Consider the following 22681-nt stretch of genomic DNA (forward strand, 5'->3'; position numbering starts at 1 on the left):
CAGTGTGCCCGACATGTCCCCAGCTTCGACTTCAACCGGCCGTCCGGCCAATGACGCCCGGCGTTTGCGGCGAATCTTCGATCGCCGCGCCGCCGCGTTCGACGCGGTCGCGTTCCTGCCGCGCGAGATCGCGCAGCGGATGAACGAGCGCCTCGAATACATCAAGGTGAGCCCCGCGGCCGTGCTCGACGCGGGCTGCGGCCCGGGCGACGACCTGCCGGCGCTGCGCGCGCGCTTTCCCGAAGCCCCGGTGTTCGGTGTCGACCTGTCCGGCGCGATGCTCGCGCGGGCGGGCCAGCGCGAGGTCGAGCAGACGAGCTGGCGCCGCTGGCTGCCTGCGTCGCTCGGCCGGGCGCTGGGCCAGCGCGGCCCGCGTGTCGCGCAGGCCGACTTCTCGGTGCTGCCGTTCGCGGCCGGCGCGTTCGACCTGATCTGGTCGAATCTCGCGCTGCACTGGCATTCGCGTCCCGATACGGTGTTCCCTGAATGGCAGCGCGTGCTGCGCGTGAACGGCCTGCTGATGTTCAGCACGTTCGGCCCCGACACGCTGCGCGAGTTGCGCGCGGCCTGCGCGGACACCGAAGCGGCGCTCGGCATCGCGCCGCCCGCCGCGCGCGTCGTCGATTTCGTCGACATGCACGACCTCGGCGACATGCTCGTCGAGAGCGGCTTCGAGATTCCGGTGATGGACCAGGAAGTGCTGACCGTCACGTACAAGACCCCCGATTCCCTGCTGGCCGACGTGCGCCGCTGGGGCGCCTATCCGTTCGACCGCGCGGTGCCGCAGCGTGCGGCGCGGCGCTTTCGCGCGGCGCTCGGCGATGCGCTGGAAGCGCGCCGGCGCGCGGACGGCACGATCCCGCTGACGTTCGAAGTGATCTACGGCCACGCGTGGAAGGCCGTGCCGCGCACGACCGCCGAGGGGCACGGCATCGTGCGCATCGAAGATATCGGAAAGGGGCGTCCGAAGAATCGGTAAAGCGGTAAAGAGGGGTTTTGTTATGTCCGAAATTAGCGGCGCAAAGCGGGGTCGAATTGACGCCCAAAACGGCCGGGAAGCTTGTGGCGCTTGGCTCGCGGGCCGATAGCCACTTGCTTGTGGATGCCATTGAACCCGCCTATAATGCGTCAGCTTGTCGTCCCGGGGTCCCCGCAATACGGGCCGACGAGTCCGATGCAGGCATGCATCGCATGCCATTCGCGTGAGGCGGCGATGGAAGCGGCGAGGGGTTTGGCGGAGACGACGAACGGTGAGCCGGTCCTCGAAGACTGGCTCATGAAACGCAACTGTTCGGCGTCGCCGCGCCAGTTCGTGCTGTTTTACGCATCGCTCGCGGGCTTCTCGCTGGTGATCGCGGCAGTGCTGATGTGGCGGGGGGCCTGGCTCGTCATGCCCTTCACCGGAATCGAATTGCTGGCGGTAGGCGTCGCGTTTGCGATCTATGCCCGTCATGCGGTCGATTACGAGCGCATCAGGCTGTTTCCGCACCGGCTCGTGATCGAGCGGATGGATGCGGAGCGGTTCACGCAGATCGAATTCAACCCGCGCTGGGTGCGGGTCGAGCCGGGTGCGACGCCACGCGATCCGATTCGACTGGTATCGCGCGGGCAGACCGTCGTAATCGGGCAGCATCTCGCGCAGCACAAGCGTGCGCAGTTCGCCGACGAACTGCGCGTGTCGCTCAGGCGCTGCGGCTGACGAGGCGCGGGCACCGGCCGGAACAGGCCGGCGGCTTGCGACGGGGGAGGGTTTGAATGGAAATTTTGGGTAAGGATGCTATGAAAACAATCAAGCGAGCCCTCACGGGCGTGCTGGCATGCAGCGGACTGCTCTTTGCCGGCGCTGCTCTGGCGGTCGGTGATAGCCCGGGCGGCCCCCGCGTCAACGAGATCAACTTTCAGCCGCCTGTCACGAAGATCGCCGAGGAGCTCTACGATCTCCACACGATGATGCTGATCCTGTGTACGGTGATCTTCGTCGGCGTGTTCGGCGTGATGTTCTATTCGATCTTCGCGCACCGCAAATCCAAAGGCCACAAGGCCGCCAATTTCCATGAAAGCACGACCGTCGAAATCATCTGGACGATCGTGCCGTTCATCATCGTCGTGCTGATGGCGCTGCCGGCCACGAAGGCCGTCGTCGCGATGAAGGACACGACCAACGCCGATCTCACGATCAAGGTCACCGGCTACCAGTGGAAGTGGGGTTACGACTACGTGAAGGGCCCGGGCGAAGGCATCAGCTTCCTGTCGACGCTCAGCACGCCGCGTGACGAAGTGATGGGCAAGAAGCCGATCACCGAGACCTACCTGCAGGAAGTCGACAACCCGCTCGTCGTGCCGGTCAACAAGAAGATCCGCATCATCACGACCGCGAACGACGTCGTTCACTCGTGGTACGTGCCCGCGTTCGGCGTGAAGCAGGATGCGATCCCCGGCTTCGTGCGCGATACGTGGTTCAAGGCCGACAAGGTCGGCACGTTCCGCGGCTTCTGTACCGAACTGTGCGGCAAGGAACACGCGTTCATGCCGGTCGTCGTCGTCGTGCTGTCGGACGACGACTACGCGAAGTGGGTGACCGCGCAGAAGGCCAAGCTGGCCAGCGCGTCGGTCGATCCGAACAAGGTCTACACGATGGCCGAGCTCGTCGCGCACGGCGAGGAAGTCTACAAGGCGAACTGCGCGGCCTGCCACCAGGTGAACGGCAAGGGCCTCGGCGCCTTCCCGGCGATGGACGGCAGCGCGATCGCGAACGGTCCGATCGCCGGCCACGTCGAGCGCGTGCTGAACGGCAAGGGTGCCATGCCGTCGTGGGCGTCGCTGTCGGACCTCGACATCGCATCGGTCATCACGTACGAGCGCAACTCGTGGGGCAACCACAAGAACGACCTGCTGCAGCCGAAGCAAGTGGCTGATGCGCGCAACGGCAAGATGCCGGAAGACACGGCAGGCGCAGCGGCGCCGGCCGAAGCGGCCTCGGCACCGGCACAAGCCGCGTCGGGCGCGGCCGAGCAGCCGGCGGCAGCATCGGCATCGGCTGCACTGTCGACGATCTACTTCGAAACGGGCAAGAGCGTGCTGCCGGCCGACGCGAAAGCGGCGATTGCCGCAGCGGCCGACTATGCGAAGGCACATCCGGACGCGAAGCTCGCGCTGTCGGGTTTCACCGACAAGACGGGCTCGTCCGACGCGAACGCCGAACTCGCCAAGCATCGTGCACAGGCCGTGCGCGACGCGCTGAAGGCAGCAGGCGTGGCGGAAGACCACATTATTCTCAAAAAGCCGGAAACGATCACGGGCGGGGCTGACGCCAAGGAAGCCCGGCGGGTCGAGATCGGGCCGGCGGCTTGACGTGTCGCTGAGTTAGTCGACGTATTCGCATTAGGAGATTTTCATGTCTAGCATCGGGCACGACGTAGCCGCGGACCACGCGCACGACGACCACGCGCACGAAGCCCCGCACGGCTGGCGGCGCTGGCTGTTCGCCACCAACCACAAGGACATCGGTACGCTGTACCTGCTGTTCTCGTTCATCATGTTCCTGTCGGGCGGCGTGATGGCACTCGGCATCCGTGCCGAGCTGTTCGAGCCGGGCCTGCAGATCATGCGTCCGGAGTTCTTCAACGAACTCACGACGATGCATGGCCTGATCATGGTGTTCGGCGCGATCATGCCGGCGTTCGTCGGCTTCGCGAACTGGATGATTCCGCTGCAGATCGGCGCGTCCGACATGGCGTTCGCGCGGATGAACAACTTCAGCTTCTGGCTGCTGCCGGTCGCGGCCGTGCTGCTGGTCGGTTCGTTCTTCGCGCCGGGCGGCGCGACGGCCGCCGGCTGGACGCTGTATGCACCGCTGTCGACGCAGATGGGCCCGGGCATGGACTTCGCGATCTTCGCGGTCCACATCATGGGCGCGTCGTCGATCATGGGCGGGATTAACATCGTCGTGACGATCCTGAACATGCGCGCACCGGGCATGACGCTGATGAAGATGCCGATGTTCGCATGGACCTGGCTGATCACCGCGTACCTGCTGATCGCCGTGATGCCGGTTCTGGCAGGCGCGATCACGATGGTGCTGTTCGACCGCCACTTCGGCACGTCGTTCTTCAACGCGGCAGGCGGCGGCGACCCGGTGATGTACCAGCACATCTTCTGGTTCTTCGGCCACCCCGAGGTGTACATCATGATTCTGCCGGCGTTCGGGATCGTGTCGCAGGTGATCCCGGCGTTCGCACGCAAGACGCTGTTCGGCTATAGCTCGATGGTGTACGCGACGGCTTCGATCGCGATCCTGTCGTTCATGGTCTGGGCGCACCACATGTTCGCAACGGGCATGCCGGTCACCGGTCAGCTGTTCTTCATGTACGCGACGATGCTGATCGCGGTGCCGACGGGCGTGAAGGTGTTCAACTGGCTCGCGACGATGTGGCGCGGCTCGATGACGTTCGAAACCCCGATGCTGTTCGCGATCGGCTTCCTGTTCGTGTTCACGTTCGGCGGTCTGACGGGCCTGATGCTGGCGATGGCGCCGCTCGACATCCAGTACCACGGCACTTACTTCGTGGTGGCGCACTTCCACTACGTGCTGGTGGCCGGGTCGCTGTTCGCGCTGTTCTCGGGCTGGTACTACTGGTCGCCGAAGTGGACGGGCTGGATGTACAACGAGACGCGCGGCAAGATCCACTTCTGGTCGTCGATGATCTTCTTCAACCTGACGTTCTTCCCGATGCACTTCGTCGGTCTCGCGGGCATGCCGCGCCGCTATGCGGACTACCCGGCGCAGTTCACGGACTTCAACCAGGTGGCGACGATCGGCGCATTCGGCTTCGGCCTCGCGCAGGTGTACTTCCTGTTCGCGGTCGCGCTGCCGGCCTACCGTGGCGGCGGCGACCTCGAAAAGGCGTCGGACAAGCCGTGGGACGGCGCGACGGGCCTCGAGTGGACGGTGCCGAGCCCGGCTCCCTTCCACACGTTCGAGCAACCGCCGCACGTCGAATAAGTTTCACCCGGCGTTCCGCCGCTGCCTGCCGCGCAGGCAGGCGCGGCGGGCGCCGAATCGAGAAGTTTCAGAGAAGTTTCAGATGAACCGGAATCCACAAGAAAGACGAACGCCCGAGCAGATTCGCGCGGGCAACAAGCGGCTCGGCCTCATCCTGCTCGTCATCGCCGCCGTTTTTTTTGTGGGTGTCGTGATCAAGCAGTGGTGGCTGTCCACCCACTGATGCCGTAACTGACGCAGTAGCGAGGAAGTTGTCGTATGTCGAAGCCGGAAGAGGGCGCCGTCGATCGCGCGTTCAATCGTTCGATGCTGGTGAAGCTCTTCGTCGTGGCCGGACTGATGTTCGGCTTCGGCTTCGCGCTGATTCCGATGTATCGCGCGATCTGCCAGATCACCGGCATCAACAATCTGGTGCAGCGCGATGTCAGCGAACGCGAGGTGAAGAACACGCAGGTCGACACCAGCCGCACGGTGTCGGTCGAGTTCGATGCGAATGCACGCGGCCCGCTCGGTTTCAAGCCGGAGCACAACAGCCTCGACGTGCATCCGGGCGAGCTGACGACGATCGTGTACGACGTGACCAACGGGCAGGGCCGGCCGGTGGTGGCGCAGGCGATTCCGAGCTACGCGCCGAAGCAGGCGACGGAATTCTTCAAGAAGATCGAGTGTTTTTGCTTCACGCAGCAGACGCTGGCCGCGAACGAGTCGCGCAAGATGCCGGTGGTGTTCGTGATCGATCCGAAGCTGCCGAAGGACGTGAAGACGATCACGCTGTCGTACACGTTCTTCGAGCTGAACACGCCGGCCGCGCCGGCGCCGGCACCGCGCAAGACGGCGGCGCAGGGCGCGGCGAAGCCGGACGCATGACGACGGAGACGGGGCGATGACGGAGACCAAGCGGAGCGGGTCGTTCGGCCAGGCGGTGCGAGCGGTGTTGTGGTCGTTCTTCGGGGTGCGCAAGCGGCGCGACCTGGAGGCCGACGCGACGCAGCTGAATCCGCTGCACGTGCTGATCGTCGCGTTGATCGCGGCCGGTGTGTTCATCGGCGTGCTGATCCTGATCGTGCGCGCGGTGGTGGGCTGAGGCTCGCGGCTGGAAAGAATGCAGTGCGCAGCGCCTCGGTGCTGCGTGCGGGAAAGAGCGGCGGCGGTCGCGCCGCGCAAGAAATAAAGCCGGAGCGGTTTCCGGTACACAAATTGGACTGAAGTGGAGAATCAAGCATGAGCGGTCAAAACCAGACCCCGTACTATTTCGTGCCGCATCCGTCGCAGCATCCGATCAGCGCGGCCATCGGCCTGCTGGTCATGCTCGCGTCGGTGGCGCTGTGGATCAACGGTCACGACTGGGCTCCGTACACGGCGCTGCTTGGCCTGCTGTGGTTGCTCTTCACGCTGTATCACTGGTTCGGCGACGCGATCGCCGAGTCGGAAGGCGGTCATTACGGCAAGAATGTCGACAAGTCGTACCGCTGGAGCATGAGCTGGTTCATCTTCTCCGAAGTCATGTTCTTCGGCGCATTCTTCGGCGCGCTGTTCTACGCGCGTGAAATCGCGCTGCACCAGCTCGGCAGCCTCGACTACAAGCTGATCTGGCCGGATTTCTCCGCCGTGTGGCCGAACGAAGGCCCGGCCGCGCTTGCCGGTCACTTCAAGACGATGGGCCCGTGGCCGGTCCCGACGCTGAACACCGCATTCCTGCTGGCGTCGGGCGCGACGCTGACGGTGTCGCACCACGCGCTGCGCGACAATCATCGCAACAAGGCGATCGCCTGGCTGGCCGCGACGCTCGTGCTCGGTGTCTGCTTCCTGTTCATGCAGGGCTTCGAGTACTACCACGCGTACAACGAACTGAACCTGACGCTGAACTCGGGCGTCTATGGCTCGACGTTCTTCCTGCTGACGGGCTTCCACGGCTTCCACGTGTTCCTCGGCGGCACGATGCTCGCGGTGGTGCTGGTGCGGATGATTCGCGGCCACTTCAAGCCCGATCACCACTTCGCATTCGAAGGCGCCGCGTGGTACTGGCACTTCGTCGACGTCGTCTGGCTCGGCCTGTACGTCGTCGTCTACTGGCTGTAAATGCAACAACGGCCCGCGCAGCGATGCGCGGGCCGTTTTCATTGGCGGGGACGGGGCAGCGCTGGCTGCTTGCGCTCGACGCCAATCCGGCGCCGCCGCGACTCAGTCAGGCGGCGCTTTTGCTTGGTGGCACCGTTGTGCGGCGATATGTCACAGCGGTCACGGCCGCCGCCGCGGTGAAGGCATCAACGCCCGATCGGCAGGCCGGTCGAATGGATCCAGCCCATCCAGTTCGCGAACAGGATGAACAGGAACAGCGAGACGGACAGCCCGACGCGGGTGGCAAGCGACCACACCATGCGTTTCGTATGGCCGCGGTCTTGCATCATGAAGTAGAGCGCCGAGCCCATGCTGGCGATGATGAGGACGAAGGCGATGGGAACGAGGATGTGCATGACACGAACCGGACGACGGCAATTCGAAAGGAAGAGGATAATTATCGCACTTCGTTTTCGCGCATGCGCCTCGCGGGTGGCCCGATGAAGATCCGCTGGCTGCCTGCGCTGCTGATTCTCGTCGTCGTCGCGGTTACGATTCGTCTCGGGTTCTGGCAGCGCGACCGCGCGCACCAGAAGGAAGCGCTGCAGGCGAGTATCGTGCGCTACGAGCACGCGGTGCCCGTCGACGTCGGGGTGCAGCCGATTCCGCTCGCATCGATCGAGTTCCACCGCGTGCGCGCCAAGGGCCGCTTCCTGCCGGATCAGGCGGTGTTCCTCGACAATCGGCCGTATAACGACCAGCCAGGTTTTTACGTCGTGATGCCGTTTAAACTCTCGGGCGGCGGCGTCGTGCTGGTGAATCGCGGCTGGCTGCCGCGCAACATCGCCGATCGCACGGCCATCGAGCCGTTCCCGACGCCCGACGGCGACATCGAGATCGAGGGCATCGCGCGCGCCGACGCGTCGCGTGCGTTCGAGCTCGGCGAAGGCGGCTCGGCCGCGCACCAGAAGATCCGGCAGAACCTGGACGTCGCCGCGTATGCGAAGGAAACGGGGCTGCCGCTGCAGCCGTTCGTGATCCAGCAGACGAGCGACGACGGCGACAAGCTCGTGCGCGACTGGCCGGCGGCGACGACCGGCGTCGAGCGCAATTACGGTTACATGTTTCAGTGGTGGGCCATGGCGGCGGCCGCGCTCGGTTTCGGCCTGTACGCCGCGCGGCGTGCGGCGAAGAAGTCGGCCGGCGCGTGAGCGCCATGCCAGGACGCGGCGCAAGCGCCGCGGGTTCGTTTCGAGAGGTCTGATTTGTCCATGCAATCTTCCCGTCAGGGTCCGGCCGCAGCGCCGATCTCGCCCGCGGCCCGCAAGCGCGGCCGCTGGATGCTCGTGCTGCTGGGTCTCGTGTGCGCGGCGCCGATGATCGCGTCGTACTTCACCTATTACGTGATCAAGCCGAAGGGCGGCTCGACCAACTACGGCACGCTGATCGAGCCGCAGCGGCCGATCCCGGCCGACCTGCAGGTCACCGACGAAACCGGCAAGACGGTGCCGCTGTCGTCGCTGCGCGGCGTGTGGCTGTTCGTGATGACCGACCGCAGCGCATGCGACGACGCCTGCGCGCAGAAGCTCTACTTCATGCGCCAGATCCGCGTCACGCAGGCGGGCGAGCGGCACCGGATCACGATGGTGTGGCTGCGCAGCGATGCGGGCGCGATGCCGCAGAAGGTGCTCGACGCGTATCCGGACACGCGCCGGCTCGTCGCCGATCCGGCCGCGGTGGCCGCATGGCTGCCGGCCGATGCCGGCGCGAAGGACAGCGACCACATCTACATGGTCGACCCGAACGGCAACCTGATGATGCGTTTCCCGAAGAACCCGAACCCCAGCAAGATCAAGTCGGACGTGACGAAGCTGCTGAAGTGGTCGAGCATCGGCTAAGGCGAGACAACGAGGCAACCATTCGATGTCGTATCTACTGCAACTCGGCCTGATCGGCCTCTGCATCGCGCTGCTGCCGCTGTCGTACGTGTGGGTGAAGGCCGACGACAACAAGTTCCGCAAGCTGGTGTGGATCACCACGTTCCTGACCCTCGACCTGGTGATGTTCGGCGGCTTCACGCGACTGACCGATTCGGGCCTCGGCTGCCCGGACTGGCCCGGCTGCTACGGCACGTCGTCGCCGTTCATCGCGCACGCGGCGATCTCGGCCGCGCACCAGGCGATGCCGACCGGCCCCGTCAGCATGACGAAGGCATGGATCGAGATGATCCACCGCTATTTCGCGATGGCGATCGGCGTGCTGATCATCGCGCAGGTCGTGATTGCATGGTCCGCGCGGCTGCGCCGCCGCCCGCTGCACGTGTCGCCGTGGTGGCCGACGAGCCTCCTGCTGCTGATCGTCGTGCAGGGCGTGTTCGGTGCGTGGACGGTCACGATGAAGCTGCAGCCGGTGATCGTCACGACCCACCTGTTGCTCGGCCTCACGCTGCTCGGCACGCTCGGCTGGCTCGCGGCGCGGCAGACGCCGCTGCCGTCGCATGACCCGGAGGCCGGCCGCTACCGCGCGGCCGCGCTCGCGGCGCTGGTGCTGCTGGTCGTGCAGATCGCGCTCGGCGGCTGGGTGAGCACCAACTACGCGGTGCTCGCGTGTACCGATTTCCCGACCTGCAACGGCCAGTGGATTCCGCCGATGAACTTCGGCCAGGGCTTCCATCTGTGGCGCGCGCTCGGGATGACGAAGGACGGCGACGCGATCACGCAGGATGCGCTGGTCGCGATTCACTGGACCCACCGCACGTTCGCGTTCGTCGTCGTCGCGTATCTGGTCGCGTTCGCGCTGAAGATGCGCCGCTTCGCGTCCTTGCGCCGGCCCGCGAACGGCGTGCTGCTGGTCGTCCTGCTGCAGTTCCTGACGGGCCTGACCAACATCGTGCTGCAGTGGCCGCTGCCGGTCGCCGTCGCGCACAACGGCGGCGCCGCGATCCTGCTGCTGCTCGTCGTCATGTTAAACTTTCGCATCCTTTCAAGCCGCCCCGGCCGTGTCGTGCAGCCCGCGCGCGACGCCGCCCCGGCGTGACCGTCCCCATGCAAAGCACCCTTTCCCAATCGCCCGGTAGCCGGTTCTCGCAGTACATGGCGCTGACGAAGCCGCGTGTCACGCAGCTCGCGGTGTTCTGCGCGGTGATCGGCATGTTTCTCGCGACGCCGGGCATGGTGCCGTGGCATGTGCTGATCGGCGGCACGGTCGGCATCTGGCTGCTGGCCGGCGCCGCGTTCGCGATCAACTGCCTCGTCGAGCAGAAGATCGACGCGATGATGCGCCGCACCGCGTGGCGTCCGTCCGCGCGCGGCGAGATCACGACCCCGCAGATCCTGCTGTTCTCGGCCGTGCTCGGCAGCGTAGGCGCATGGACGCTCTATACGTTCACGAACCCGCTGACGATGTGGCTGACGATCGCGACGTTCGTCGGTTACGCGGTGATCTACACGCTGCTGCTCAAGCCGATGACGCCGCAGAACATCGTGATCGGCGGCGCGTCGGGCGCGATGCCGCCGGCGCTCGGCTGGGCCGCGGTCACCGGCGCGGTGCCCGGCGACGCGTGGATCCTCGTGCTGATCATCTTCGTGTGGACGCCGCCGCATTTCTGGGTGCTGGCGCTCTATCGCCGCAAGGACTACGAAAACGCGGGCCTGCCTATGCTGCCCGTCACGCACGGCGAGAAATTCACGCGGCTGCACATCCTGCTGTACACGGTGATCCTGTTCGCGGTCACGCTGATGCCGTTCATCTCCGGGATGAGCGGGGCCGTCTACCTGACGAGCGCGGTGCTGCTCGGCGCGGTGTTCCTCGCCTATGCGTGGAAGATCCACCGCGACTATTCGGACGAACTCGCCCGCAAGGCTTTCCGTTACTCGATCGTCTACCTGTCGCTGCTGTTCGCCGCGCTGCTCGTCGATCACTATGCACGCCCGCTGCTCGGCGTGTAACCGCACGGTTTGAACGCAATGCTCCATTCATGGTTCGGGCGCCGCGCGCGCCAAGGCTGGATGCTCGCGTGCGCATTCGCGGCAGCGACGCTGCTCGCCGGCTGCGACAACGCGCCGAAATTCCAGAATCTCGACATCACCGGCAACACGCAGTTCGGCAGCGATTTCTCGTTGCCCGACACGACCGGCAAGGTGCGTACGCTCGCCGACTTCAAGGGGCGTGCGGTCGTAATGTTCTTCGGCTACACGCACTGTCCGGACGTCTGTCCGACGACGATGGCCGAACTGTCCGAGGCGCTGAAGCAACTCGGGCCCGACGCCGCGAAACGCGTGCAGGTGCTGTTCGTCACCGTCGATCCGGAGCGCGACACGCCCGCGCTGCTCGGCCAGTACGTGCCCGCGTTCGATCCGTCGTTCATCGGCCTGCGGCCGGCCGACGAAGCGGCGCTCAAGAAGGTCACGAAGGATTTCCGCGTGTACTACGCGAAGGTGCCGGGCAAGACGCCCGGCAGTTACACGATGGATCACACCGCCGCGAGCTACGTGTTCGATCGCGACGGCAAGCTGCGCCTGTTCGTGCGCGACGGCCAGGGCCCCGGCCCGTGGGTCCACGACCTGAAGCTGCTGGTCGACTGAGCGGCGTACGCCGCATGTTCGCCCGGGCGCTCGCCCGGCGACACGCGTGACGGCCGCGACGCGCCGTCACGCATTCTTCCTGCTTCCCCTCCATCTGCATTCGCCGCCTCGCATGGCGGCGTGAGTGCGCACGGTCGCGCTTGCGCGCGTCACGGCAGCGCGGGCACGTTGAAGCCTTGCGCGGCGCGCGTAATCCGGAATTCCGTCACCTGATACGTCGCGAGCCCTTCGGTCACGAACGGATCGGTCTCGAGGATCGCGTCCAGTTCGTCGCGGTCGATGCGGGCCGCGAGGATCACGCCGCCTTCGCGCGGCACCTTCGGCCCCGCCGCGATGAAGATGCCGCGCTCGAACAGCGGCTGCAGATACGCACGGTGGCGTTCGAGCGCATCGTCGATGCGCTCGAGCGACGCGTTGTAGTGGATGTCGATGACGTACATGGATGGCCCTGGAATGTCGCCGGCGCGTGGCGCGCCGGTCAGCCGGTCTTTGTAGCACAGCGGCCGTTCCGTGTCGTGCCGGCGGTCGCGCGCGTGACCGACATCATGGGCGAGATCGCGGCCGCGTCCGAGGAGCAGGCGAGCGGCATCACGCAGGTCGGGCGCGCGGTCACGCAGATGGACCAGGTCACGCAGCAGAACGCGGCGCTCGTCGAGGAGGCCGCCGCGGCCGCCACGTCGCTGCAGGCGCAGGCCGGGCGTCTGCGCGACGCGATCGGCGCGTTCCGGGTCGCCGATGCCGGCGGCATCGTTCGTTAATACGCAACTAACGGCCGGACCGCGCATCCTCCGTCAGCACCGCCGCGGTGCATACCCATATGAGCGGGATGTATTTCACTTCCGGTCGATCCTGTGACACCATTTGCCCCTTCCTGCGAGTCCGGGCATACCCGTATCGCGCCCCATTTTCAGTTAGCAAGAAAGCGAGAAACAGATGAAGCGTCGCAGTCTCCTGAAGGTATTTTCCGTACTGGCCACCGGTGCCGCGCTGACGCTGTCGGCGGGCGCGCACGCCGAAGACAAGGTGATCAAGGTCGGCACGGTGGCCGGCCCGGATTCGGAAGTGTGGCAGGTCGTGCAGAAGGTCGCGAAGGAGAAGGAAGGCCTGAACGTGAAGGTCATCGAGTTCAACGACTACGTGCAGCCGAACGCGGCGCTCGACTCGGGCGATCTCGACGCGAACAGCTTCCAGCACCAGCCCTATCTCGACAGCCAGGTGAAGCAGCGTGGCTACAAGATCGTCACCGCGGGCCTGACCTATATCTCGCCGATCGGCGTGTACTCGAAGAAATTCAAGTCACTGAAGGACCTGCCGCAAGGCGCGAAGCTCGCGGTGCCGAACGATCCGTCGAACGAGAACCGCGCGCTGCTGCTGCTGCAGACGCAAGGCGTGATCAAGCTGAAGGCCGGCGCCGGCACGGGCGGCAACAACGCGACGGTGCTCGACATTGCCGAGAACCCGAAGAAACTGAAGATCTCCGAGCTCGACGCCGCGCAACTGCCGCGCGTGCTGTCGGACGTCGACGCCGCCGTGATCAACACGAACTACGCGCTCGCCGCGAACCTGCAGCCGACCAAGGACGCGATCGCGCTCGAGGCACTGACGAGCCCGTACGCGAACGTGATCGCCGTGCGCGCGAAGGACAAGGATCAGCCGTGGGTGAAGAAGCTGGTCAAGGCGTACCAGTCGCCGGAAGTGAAGGAATTCATCAAGAAGCAGTTCAAGGGCTCGATGGTCGCGTCGTTCTGAACGCCGCATACCGGTCGGACCGCTGAAACGAAAGGGCCTGCATCGCGCAGGCCCTTTTTCGTTGGCGCGGCCGGCGGACGGCCGCGCGGCATCCGGCGTTCAGCGCCGGCTCACATCTCGCCGCGCCGCGAGCAGATCGCCATGATCTGCTGGATCGCGTAGTTGTCGCGCACGCCCGGCAGCGACTGCACGACGCACTCGTGGAAGCGCCGCTCGCGCGGCAACAGCATCGCGTTGTTGCGGTACAGTGCGTCACATGAGCGCTGGATCAGTTGGGCCGCCGCGCCGTTTCGGCTTTCGCGCAGCGCGCCCAGCATGCAGTCGTCGTACTGCGCATAGCCGTCGGTCAGCGCGAATGCCGCGCCTGGCAGCGCCAGCGCCACGGCTGCGCATGCGATCGCACGGATTCCCCGGGTCATGTGCACTCCGATGGTGTGGATTGGGTCGGCGGACAGCATAACGTAAAGCGGCAGGGGCGGCTGACGCGTTGGGCCGATACCGGCTGGACCGCAGCCGGCCGCGCGTCGCACGCGTTTCGCGGCGGCGCGACGGCAGGGGGCGCCGGCTTCCTCATCGTTTTCCTCCGACGAAAATACCAACTTCGTAGCAGCACTGTGCGGCACGAGCGCATTGCCATATACTGTATATCCATACAGTTGTGGGTGGCGTCATGCTCGCATCCTCCATTTCTCCCGAATCCCTTCATCCGTCCTTGTGGCGCGGCTCGCAGCTCGCGCGTGGCGGTTCTCGCACGATCGACACGGGCTTCGCGCCGCTGTCCGCCGAACTGCCGGGCGGCGGCTGGCCGGTCGGCGGGCTCGTCGAACTGCTGGCCGCGCAGCCGGGCTGCGGCGAGATGCGGCTGCTCGCGCCCGCGCTCGCGTGCACCGTCAGCGCGCGGCGTCCGCTCGCGCTCGTCGCGCCGCCGCAGTCGCCGCATGCGACCGCGCTCGCCGGTCTCGGCGTGCCGTCCGACGCGCTGCTGTGGCTGCGCGCCGGCAGCCGCACCGATGCGTTGTGGGCCGCCGAGCAGGCGCTCAGGGCGGGCTGCTGCGGCGCGCTGCTGCTCTGGCAGGACGCGCGGCCCGATGCGCTGCGGCGCCTGCATCTCGCGGCCGCGCGCACCGGCGACACGCTGTTCGTGATGCTGCGCCCGCTGTCGGCCGCGCGGCAACCGTCGCCGGCCGTGCTGCGCGTCGCGCTGCATCCGGTGCCGGGCGGCGTGTCGCTCGACATCGTCAAGCGTCGCGGGCCCGCGCGCAGCGAGCCGCTCGCGCTCGATTTGCCGTCGCCCATCCTGGAGAGCCGCTATGCGCGTCTTGCTCGGCATCCATCTGCCGCGCCTGCCGCTCGACGTGTGCGCCCCGCCGCCGTCTGACGCGCAGGCCGGCGCGACAGGCTGCGCGGTGCTCGAGCAGGGTGTCGTGCTGATTGCCGACGCGCCCGCGCGGCGGCAGGGCGTGCGCGCGGGCATGAAGCGCGGCGGCGTGCTGACGCTCGCACCCGACACCCGGCTCGTCGAACGCGATCCCGCCCGCGAGGCCGATGCGCTGCGCGCGGTCGCGCTCGCGTTGCTGCGCTTCTCGCCGTGCGTCGCGCTCGACGACGAAGCGACGCTGCTCGTCGATGTCGGCCCGAGCCTGCGCCTGTTCGGCGGCCTGCCGTCGCTGTGCCGCCAGGTGCGCACGACGCTCGCGGCGCTCGGCTATGCGGCGCGCCTGTCCGCCGCGCCGACCGGGCGCGGCGCGTGGCTGCTCGCGCGCACGTCGGCGCGTGCGCGTGTCCGGCGCCGCGTGGCCGGGCCGGCTTCGCTCGTCCGTACGCTCGATCGTTTGCCGTGCGTGCTGCTGCCCGACGCGCGCCCGTATGCGGGCTGGTTCGACGGCCTCGGCTGCCGCACGCTCGCCGACCTGCGCGGCCTGCCGCGCGCGGGGCTGCAGCGCCGCTGCGGTCCGGCGCTGCTCGCCGCGCTCGATCGCGCGTACGGCGATGCGGTCGAGCCGCTCACGTGGATGGCGGTGCCGCCCGTGTTCGACGTGCGGCTCGAATTGCCGGAACGCGTCGAATACGCGGAAGCCGTGCTGTTCGCCGCGCGGCGGCTCGTCGTGCAGCTCTGCGGCTGGCTGGCCGCGCGGCAACTGTCGCTGGCCGCGATGACGTTCGATCTCGAGCACGAGCGCGGCCGCCAGGCCGTGCCGCCGACGCCGCTCGAACTCGCGTTCGCCGCGCCCGTGCGCGACGAGACGCACTTCATGCGGCTGCTCGGCGAGCGGCTCGCGCGCGTCGAGCTGCCGGCCGCGGTGATCGCGGTGCGGCTGAAGGCCACGCGCGTCGAATCGGTCGCGCCGCCGGCCGACGATCTCTTTCCCGAGCCGGGCGGCACGAAAGAGACGCGTGCGCGGCTGTTCGAGCTGCTGGTCGCGCGGCTCGGCGCGGAGAACGTGCTGCGCGCGGCGCCCGTTGCCGATCACCGGCCCGAAGCCGCGAACCGCTGGCTGCCGCTCGATGCACCGGCGGGCAAGCCGGCCGCCGGCCCGCCTGCCGCACCGCCGCGTCCCGCGTGGCTGCTGGCCGAGCCGCTGCCGTTGTTGATGCGCGGTGAGCGGCCGGTATTTCATACGCCGCTCAGGATGATGTCGTCGGCCGAGCGGATCGAAGCCGGGTGGTTCGACGGGCAACTGGCGGCACGCGATTACCACGTCGCCCAGGACGAGGCCGGCGCGTGCTACTGGGTGTTCCTTGAACGGTCGGGAAGCCAGGTCGAGCCGCGCTGGTTCCTGCACGGCCTGTTCGGGTAAACGGAGATGGTTGCGGAATTCAACGGGATGCCCGATTACGCGGAGTTGTTCTGCCGGTCGAACTTTTCGTTCCTGCATGGCGCGTCGCATGCGGAGGAACTGGTCGAGCGGGCGGTGGAACTCGGCTATCGCGGGATCGCGATCACCGACGAATGCTCGCTGGCCGGCGCGCCGCGCATGCATGTCGCCGCGCGGGAGAACGGGTTGCCGCTCGTCATCGGTTCGTATTTCGAAGTCACACAAGAGGAAGTCGCACCCGGCCACGATCCGGGGCCGGGTGCGTTCGGGCTCGTGCTGCTTGCGCAGAACCGGGAGGGTTACGGCAATCTTTCCGAGCTGATTTCGTGGCGACGGATGGCCGCGCCGAAGGGCACTTACACGTTGACATCGCGGATGCTGTCGGCCCCGCCTGCAGAGTTCGCGCATCTGCGCGGCATGCCCGACTGCTTCGCGATTCTCGTACCCACGCATCCCGTGCGTGCGGACGTGCTCGATGCGCAGGTCGCATGGTTCCTCGCGACCTTCGGCGAGCGCGCGCGACTCGGGCTCGTGCAACTGCAGCGCCCGCTCGACGGCGCACAGCGCGAGGAGATTCGCGCGGCCGGCGAGCGGCGCGGCATGCGTATCGTCGCGCTCGGCGACGTGACGATGCATCGGCGTTCCTGCAAGCCGCTGCAGGACGTGATGACGGCGATCCGCGTCGGGATGCCGGTTTCGGAGTGCGGGTATGCGCTCGCGCCGAATGCGGAACAGCACCTGCGCACGCGGAACCGGATCGCGCAGCTGTTTTCGGCGGAGGAGATTGCGGAAACGTGCGCGATTCTCGGCGCGTGCGATTTCGAACTCGACACGCTGCGCTACGAATACCCCGACGAGATCGTGCCGAAGGGGCTCACGCCGACGCGCTACCTGGAACAGGAAACCTTCGCCGGGGCCGCCGGGCGTTATCCGCAGGGCATTCCGGAAAAGGTCGAGAAGCAGATCAAGCATGAACTCGACCTGATCGCGAGGCTGAGCTACGAACCGTTCTTCCTGACCGTCTACGACATCGTCAAATACGCGCGCAGCCGGAACATCCTGTGCCAGGGCCGCGGCTCGGCCGCGAATTCGGTCGTCTGCTATTGCCTCGGCATCACCGAGGTGAATCCCGAACAGAGCACGATGCTGTTCGAGCGCTTCATCAGCGAGGAGCGCGGTGAGCCGCCCGACATCGACGTCGACTTCGAGCACCAGCGCCGGGAAGAGGTCATTCAGCATATCTACGAAAAATACGGCAAGGATCGCGCGGCACTCGCGGCGGCCGTATCGACATACCGCCCACGCGGCGTGCTGCGCGAAACCGGCAAGGCGCTTGGCGTCGATCCGATGCTGGTCGACCGCGTCGCGAAGGGGCATCGCTGGTTCGACGGAAGCCGCGACCTGCTGCAGCAATTCGCGTCGACCGGGCTCGACCCGGCGACGCCGATCATTCGTGCATGGGCCGAACTGGCGGGGCGCTTGCTCAACTTTCCGCGTCACCTGTCGCAGCACTCGGGCGGCTTCGTGATCAGCCGCGGCAAGCTCACGCGGCTCGTGCCGGTCGAGAACGCGGCGATGGACGGGCGGCGCGTGATCCAGTGGGACAAGGACGATCTTGAATCGCTCAAGCTGATGAAGGTCGACGTGCTCGCGCTCGGCATGCTGTCGGCGCTGCATCGCGCCTTCGACCTGCGCACCGCGTGGCGCGGGCCGCCTGAGGACGGCCAGCCGTTCACGCTGAAGCACATTCCGCAGGATGACGAACCAACCTACGACATGATCTGCCGTGCCGATACGGTCGGCGTGTTCCAGATCGAATCGCGCGCGCAGATGTCGATGCTGCCGCGCCTGAGGCCGCGCAACTACTACGATCTCGTCGTCCAGGTGTCGATCGTGCGACCCGGGCCGATCCAGGGCGGCGCCGTGCATCCGTATCTGAAGCGGCGCAGGATCGTGGCCGGCGAAGAGGAGGGGGAGGTCACGTATCCGAGCGAGGCGCTCAAGGAAGTGCTCGTTCGCACGCTCGGCGTGCCGATCTTCCAGGAACAGGTGATGCAGATCGCGATCGTCGCGGCGGGCTTCACGCCCGGCGAGGCCGACGAGCTGCGCCGCGCGATGGCCGCGTGGAAGCGCAAGGGCAACCTCGAGAAGTATCACGACAAGATCGTCGACGGGATGCTCGAACGCCACTACACGCGCGAATTCGCCGAGCAGATCTTCGAGCAGATCAAGGGCTTCGGCGAATACGGTTTCCCCGAGAGCCACGCGGCCAGCTTCGCGAAACTCGCCTATGCGAGCAGCTGGCTCAAATGCCACGAACCGGCGATCTTCGTCGCGTCGCTGCTGAACAGCCAGCCGATGGGGTTCTACGCGCCCGCGCAGCTCGTGCAGGACGCGAAACGCCACGGCGTGAAGGTCTTGCCGGCCGACGTCACGCGAAGCGGCTGGGAAGCGTCGCTCGAAGCGTTGCCCGGCCAGCCGCCGCCACACGGCCAGCCTGCGGTGCGGCTCGGCCTGTCGCTCGTGCGCGGTCTCGGCGAGGCCGCCGCGCGGCGCATCGAGGCCGCCCGCGCGGCCGGCCCGTTCGAGAACGTCGACGCGCTCGCGCGCCGCGCGCAGCTCGAACGGCGCGATCTCGAAGCGCTCGCCGCCGCGAACGCGCTCGCGACGCTCGCCGGCCATCGCCGCGATGCCCTGTGGCAGGCCGTCGCCGCGGCCCCCGAGCGCGATTTGCTCGCCGCCGCGCCGATCGACGAAACGGAGAAGCCCGTGCTCGGCGCGCCGTCGGAAGCCGACGACATCCTCGCCGACTATCACACCACCGGCCTCACGCTGAACCGCCACCCGGTCGCGCTGCTGCGGCCCGCGTTGCGCGCGCAGCGGCTGTCGTCCGCGGCCGAGTTGCGCGGCCGTCCCGACGGACGGCTCGCGCGCGCGTGCGGGCTCGTGATCGCGCGGCAGATGCCGGGCACCGCGAAGGGCGTGATGTTCATGACGCTCGAGGACGAGACGGGCTGCGTGAACGTGATCGTGCGGCCCGAACTGCTCGCGCGACAGCGCCGCGAAACGCTCGATTCGCGACTGCTCGCGGCGTCGGGCGTGTGGCAGGTCGTCAGCAACGTGAGGCACCTCGTCGCGCAGCATTTCGAGGATCTGACGCCGCTGCTCGGCGGCCTGCGCACGTCGAGCCGCGAGTTCCACTGACGCGGCGTGTCGGCACGCCGCCCGCGCGCTGCCGCCGGATGCATACCAGTCGGCCGAACTGGTTCTATTCCGGTCTCGTTTTCAGCCCTCCCAACCCGCCAAATCCGGCATCTGAACTGTCCCCTTGCATACCAATCCGGGTAAATCCCTATCTCGCATCATGTTGTAAACAAAGGCTTTATCGCTAATGAAACGCTTGCCGGGCAAGGCTTCCGGGGATTTTTCGCACCGCTAATACCAGTTCGTTGACTGGTATTATTGTGGTTATATAATGCGTTCACTTTCGACGGTCCGAGATCGTCGTCCGACACCCGGAGGCACATGGAAACCGGCTGGTCCGAACTGGCGCCCGATCCCCTCGACGACACGCCGCTGTATCTGCAGCTCGCCCGCAACCTGACGAGCGCGATTCATGCCGGCGCGTGGCGGGCCGGCGAGGCGCTGCCGTCGGAGCGGCTGCTGTCGGGGTCGGTCGGGGTGTCGCGGATCACGGCCCGCCGTGCGCTCGCGCTGCTGGTCGAGCAGGGGCTGATCAAGCGGGCGCGCGGGGCGGGCAGCTTCATCACGCCGCGCGTGGCCGATCCGCTGTCGCGTCTCGTCGGCTTCACCGCGAAGATGCAGCAGCGCGGCTTCGTGCCCGATTCGGTGTGGCTGTCGCGCAAGCTGCGCGCCGCGAGCCGCGACGAGATCACGCGTCTCGGCCTCGCGCCGGGCGCGACGGTCGCGCGGCTCGAACGGCTGCGCCGCGCGGACGGCATCGTGATGGCCGTCGAGCATTCGACGCTGCCGGCCGCGGTGGTGCCGGATCCGCAGGCGCTCGGTGCGTCGCTGTACGAATACCTCGACGCACGCGGGATGACCGTCGTGCGCGCGCTGCAGCACTTTCGCGCGGCGAACGCGACGCACGAGATCGCGAAGTGGATGGCGGTGAAGCCGGGCTCGGCCCTGCTCGTGATCACGCGTATCGGCTACGGTGCCGACCAGCGCGCGATCGAAGTGACCGAAACGTATTGCCGTGACGACTATTACGATTTCGTCGCCGAACTGAAACGCTGACGCGCGAGACTGCCAGGGCGCCACGCGCAACGGAACGCAACGCAACGGATTTGCAAATCGCGACGCGGATGTCCGCGTCACCAGATCATCAAGAGAAACGTCATGCTGACTGGCAACATCCTCACCCCCGACGGCTGGATTCACGGCTCGCTCGATAGCGAGAACGGCCGCATCACCACGCTCGACGGCACGCCCGCCGATCCCGCGAAGAACGACGCGCCGTACATCCTGCCCGGCTTCATCGACCTGCACGTGCACGGCGGCGGCGGCGCCGACGTGATGGAAGGCGGCGACGCGATCGAGACGATCGCGCGCACGCACGCGCAGTTCGGCACGACGAGCCTGCTAGCGACGACGATGACCGCGCCGCGCGACGAGTTGATGCAGGTCGTCGCGAACCTCGGCACCGTCGCCCGCACCCGCACGGCCGGTGGCGCGCGCGTGCTCGGCGTGCATCTCGAAGGGCCGTACATCAACCCCGGCAAGCTCGGCGCGCAGCCGGACGCGGCCGTGTCGGCCGTGCTCGACGAAGTGCTGAAGTACCTGTCGATCGCGCCGATCCGCGTCGTCACGCTCGCGCCGGAAATCGCCGGCCACATCGAGATCATCGGCGAGATGGCCGCGCGCGGCGTGCGCGTACAGCTCGGCCACTCGCTCGCGACCTACGATGACGCCGTCGCCGCGCTCAAGCACGGCGCGTGCGGCTTCACGCACCTGTTCAACGCGATGTCGCCGTTGCATCACCGCAACCCGGGCCTGGTGGGCGCCGCGCTCGCGCATGCCGAGTACGCGGAAATCATCCCCGACCTGCTGCACGTGCACCCGGGCGCGATTCGTGCCGCGCTGCGCGCGATTCCGCGCCTGTACGTCGTGACCGACAGCACGTCCGCCACCGGCATGCCCGACGGCGAATACCGGCTCGGCAGCCAGCACGTGACCAAGTGCCTCGGCGGCGTGCGGCTCGCCGACGGCACGCTCGCCGGCTCCACGCTGACGATGGACCAGGCGCTGCGCAACCTCGTGTCGCTCGGCCTGCCGATCGCCGACGTATCGAACCGGATGTCGCGCTATGCGGCCGACTACCTCGGCGTCACCGATCGCGGCCGCCTCGAGCGCGGCGCATGGGCCGACCTCGTCGTGTTCGATCGCGACCTGAACCTCACCGCGACCTACGTCGAAGGAGAATCGATTGTCGAATATGCTTAAGGAAGCGCGCGAGTCCGCCCAGGTCGTCGCCGCGCAACTCGCCGACACCACGCGCGTCGAAGCGCTCGCCGGCCAACTGCTCGATCACCCGCCGGCCGTCGCGCTGACGGTCGCGCGCGGCAGCTCGGATCACGCCGCCAGCTATTTCGCGAGCCTGACGATGAGCCGCCTCGGCGTGCCCGTCGCGTCGCTGCCGATGTCGGTCGCGACGCTGCAGCAGGCGCCGCTGAAGGTGCAGGACCAGCTCGCGCTCGCATTCTCCCAGTCGGGCAAGAGCCCCGACCTCGTCAACACGATGGCCGCGCTGCGCGAAGCCGGCGCGCGCACCGTCGCCGCCGTGAACGTGCTGCCATCGCCGCTCGCAGACGCGTGCGAGCACCAGTTGCCGCTGCTGGCCGGCCCCGAACTGTCGGTCGCCGCGACCAAGAGCTATATCGCGATGCTGTCGCTGTCCGCGCAGATCGTCGCGTACTGGCAGCGTGACGCCGCGCTGATGACGGCATTGCGCGGCCTGCCCGACGCGCTCGCGCAGGCCGGCCAGCTCGACTGGTCGCCGGCCGTCGCCGCGCTCGCGGACGTCGAACGGATGATCGTGATCGGCCGCGGCCTCGGCCTCGCGATCGCGCAGGAAGCCGCGCTCAAACTGAAGGAAACCTCCGGCATCCAGGCCGAGGCATTCTCGAGCGCCGAAGTTCGTCACGGCCCGATGGAGCTGATCGACCGCGACTATCCGCTGCTCGTGTTCGCGCCGCCGGGGCCCGAGCAGGCCGGGTTGCTGCAGCTCGCGCAGGACATGCGCGCGCGCGGCGCAGCGGTGCTGCTCGCGGCACCCGCCGGCACGCCCGGCGCGACCTTGCCGCTCGCGCAGTCCGCCCATTCGGCGCTCGACCCGATCGCCGCCATTCTTTCGTTCTACGTGATGGCGGCGGATCTCGCCGTCGCGCGCGGCCGCAATCCCGACACGCCGCGCCACCTGAACAAAGTCACCGAAACGCACTGATAGCCGA

Annotated in this window: 23 protein-coding genes and 1 pseudogene; 21 read left to right on the top strand and 3 right to left on the bottom strand. The window is 67.3% G+C overall.

All coding sequences use genetic code 11. From position 1 onward, the window contains the following. Positions 1-13 precede the first annotated feature (13 nt). The 8 genes from DIE23_RS31605 to DIE23_RS31635 all read left to right on the top strand — a co-directional run bounded on the left by DIE23_RS31605 (position 14) and on the right by DIE23_RS31635 (position 7081). Complete coding sequence (locus tag DIE23_RS31605) at positions 14-979, top strand: methyltransferase domain-containing protein (RefSeq protein ID WP_124615797.1); 966 nt, start codon at positions 14-16, stop codon at positions 977-979. Positions 980-1174: 195 nt separating this feature from the next. Further along, positions 1175-1699 carry a DUF2244 domain-containing protein gene (locus DIE23_RS31610; RefSeq protein WP_124615799.1) on the top strand — a complete coding sequence of 175 codons (525 nt, stop codon included), beginning with the start codon at positions 1175-1177 and terminating at the stop codon, positions 1697-1699. A gap of 56 nt (positions 1700-1755) precedes the next feature. Further along, positions 1756-3351: a cytochrome c oxidase subunit II gene (gene coxB / locus DIE23_RS31615; protein WP_124615801.1), complete on the top strand. Its 1596-nt coding sequence runs from the start codon at positions 1756-1758 to the stop codon at positions 3349-3351. Between the two features lie 43 nt (positions 3352-3394). Beyond that, the gene (ctaD, locus tag DIE23_RS31620) at positions 3395-5002 is read left to right on the top strand and encodes a cytochrome c oxidase subunit I (RefSeq protein WP_124615803.1); all 1608 of its coding nucleotides are present in this window, start codon (positions 3395-3397) and stop codon (positions 5000-5002) included. A gap of 82 nt (positions 5003-5084) precedes the next feature. Beyond that, positions 5085-5225 carry a cytochrome oxidase small assembly protein gene (locus tag DIE23_RS39750; protein ID WP_006760728.1) on the top strand — a complete coding sequence of 47 codons (141 nt, stop codon included), beginning with the start codon at positions 5085-5087 and terminating at the stop codon, positions 5223-5225. A 35-nt stretch (positions 5226-5260) separates the two neighbouring features. Then, on the top strand, positions 5261-5869 hold the full coding sequence (locus DIE23_RS31625) for a cytochrome c oxidase assembly protein (protein ID WP_124615805.1): 609 nt from the start codon (positions 5261-5263) through the stop codon (positions 5867-5869). 16 nt (positions 5870-5885) lie between these two features. After that, positions 5886-6086, top strand: a complete 201-nt coding sequence (locus DIE23_RS31630) for a DUF2970 domain-containing protein (protein WP_006752057.1) — start codon at positions 5886-5888, stop codon at positions 6084-6086. 137 nt (positions 6087-6223) lie between these two features. Continuing rightward, positions 6224-7081, top strand: coding sequence for a cytochrome c oxidase subunit 3 (locus DIE23_RS31635; RefSeq protein ID WP_124615807.1), 858 nt, complete (start codon positions 6224-6226; stop codon positions 7079-7081). A 185-nt stretch (positions 7082-7266) separates the two neighbouring features. Here DIE23_RS31635 and DIE23_RS31640 read toward each other — a convergent pair whose 3' ends face one another. Beyond that, positions 7267-7476 (bottom strand): twin transmembrane helix small protein, encoded by a 210-nt coding sequence (locus tag DIE23_RS31640; RefSeq protein ID WP_124615809.1) that lies wholly within the window; start codon positions 7474-7476, stop codon positions 7267-7269. A gap of 84 nt (positions 7477-7560) precedes the next feature. Between DIE23_RS31640 and DIE23_RS31645 the strand changes: the two genes are divergently transcribed. Genes DIE23_RS31645 through DIE23_RS31665 form a run of 5 tightly spaced genes read left to right on the top strand, consistent with a single transcriptional unit; the run spans position 7561 to position 11643 of the window. After that, entirely contained in the window at positions 7561-8271 is a 711-nt protein-coding gene (locus DIE23_RS31645; protein ID WP_260436251.1) for an SURF1 family protein, read from the top strand. 60 nt (positions 8272-8331) lie between these two features. Further along, the gene (locus tag DIE23_RS31650; protein WP_124615813.1) at positions 8332-8958 is read left to right on the top strand and encodes a cytochrome C oxidase subunit I; all 627 of its coding nucleotides are present in this window, start codon (positions 8332-8334) and stop codon (positions 8956-8958) included. Between the two features lie 25 nt (positions 8959-8983). Further along, positions 8984-10096 (top strand): heme A synthase, encoded by a 1113-nt coding sequence (locus DIE23_RS31655; protein WP_124615815.1) that lies wholly within the window; start codon positions 8984-8986, stop codon positions 10094-10096. An 8-nt stretch (positions 10097-10104) separates the two neighbouring features. Then, on the top strand, positions 10105-11007 hold the full coding sequence (cyoE, locus tag DIE23_RS31660) for a heme o synthase (RefSeq protein ID WP_006477738.1): 903 nt from the start codon (positions 10105-10107) through the stop codon (positions 11005-11007). An 18-nt stretch (positions 11008-11025) separates the two neighbouring features. After that, positions 11026-11643: an SCO family protein gene (locus DIE23_RS31665; RefSeq protein WP_059599875.1), complete on the top strand. Its 618-nt coding sequence runs from the start codon at positions 11026-11028 to the stop codon at positions 11641-11643. Between the two features lie 149 nt (positions 11644-11792). Here DIE23_RS31665 and DIE23_RS31670 read toward each other — a convergent pair whose 3' ends face one another. Next, positions 11793-12083, bottom strand: coding sequence for a YciI family protein (locus DIE23_RS31670; RefSeq protein WP_124615817.1), 291 nt, complete (start codon positions 12081-12083; stop codon positions 11793-11795). A gap of 72 nt (positions 12084-12155) precedes the next feature. On the opposite strand from DIE23_RS31670, the pseudogene DIE23_RS31675 reads away from it, so the two are divergent. Both DIE23_RS31675 and DIE23_RS31680 read left to right on the top strand, forming a co-directional pair. Beyond that, positions 12156-12401 (top strand): annotated as a pseudogene (locus DIE23_RS31675) (hypothetical protein); the annotation flags it as partial. A gap of 175 nt (positions 12402-12576) precedes the next feature. Then, on the top strand, positions 12577-13392 hold the full coding sequence (locus DIE23_RS31680) for a MetQ/NlpA family ABC transporter substrate-binding protein (protein WP_124615819.1): 816 nt from the start codon (positions 12577-12579) through the stop codon (positions 13390-13392). Between the two features lie 110 nt (positions 13393-13502). On the opposite strand, the gene DIE23_RS31685 is transcribed toward DIE23_RS31680, so the two are convergent. Continuing rightward, complete coding sequence (locus DIE23_RS31685) at positions 13503-13811, bottom strand: VF_A0006 family four-cysteine protein (protein ID WP_124615821.1); 309 nt, start codon at positions 13809-13811, stop codon at positions 13503-13505. Positions 13812-14062: 251 nt separating this feature from the next. On the opposite strand from DIE23_RS31685, the gene imuA reads away from it, so the two are divergent. From imuA to DIE23_RS31715, 6 genes are all read left to right on the top strand, one after another. After that, the gene (gene imuA / locus DIE23_RS31690) at positions 14063-14770 is read left to right on the top strand and encodes a translesion DNA synthesis-associated protein ImuA (protein ID WP_124615823.1); all 708 of its coding nucleotides are present in this window, start codon (positions 14063-14065) and stop codon (positions 14768-14770) included. Next, positions 14703-16190: a DNA polymerase Y family protein gene (locus DIE23_RS31695; protein WP_124615825.1), complete on the top strand. Its 1488-nt coding sequence runs from the start codon at positions 14703-14705 to the stop codon at positions 16188-16190. Before imuA ends, DIE23_RS31695 begins: the two co-directional genes overlap by 68 nt. A gap of 6 nt (positions 16191-16196) precedes the next feature. After that, on the top strand, positions 16197-19412 hold the full coding sequence (locus DIE23_RS31700) for an error-prone DNA polymerase (protein WP_124615827.1): 3216 nt from the start codon (positions 16197-16199) through the stop codon (positions 19410-19412). Between the two features lie 321 nt (positions 19413-19733). Continuing rightward, entirely contained in the window at positions 19734-20468 is a 735-nt protein-coding gene (locus DIE23_RS31705) for a GntR family transcriptional regulator (RefSeq protein WP_124615829.1), read from the top strand. A 102-nt stretch (positions 20469-20570) separates the two neighbouring features. Continuing rightward, positions 20571-21674, top strand: coding sequence for an N-acetylglucosamine-6-phosphate deacetylase (nagA, locus tag DIE23_RS31710; RefSeq protein WP_124615831.1), 1104 nt, complete (start codon positions 20571-20573; stop codon positions 21672-21674). Then, positions 21667-22674 carry an SIS domain-containing protein gene (locus DIE23_RS31715; protein ID WP_124615863.1) on the top strand — a complete coding sequence of 336 codons (1008 nt, stop codon included), beginning with the start codon at positions 21667-21669 and terminating at the stop codon, positions 22672-22674. The genes nagA and DIE23_RS31715 overlap by 8 nt, the downstream gene beginning before the upstream one ends. Positions 22675-22681: the final 7 nt, after the last annotated feature.

Source organism: Burkholderia sp. Bp9143, from assembly GCF_003853645.1.
GTDB lineage: Bacteria > Pseudomonadota > Gammaproteobacteria > Burkholderiales > Burkholderiaceae > Burkholderia.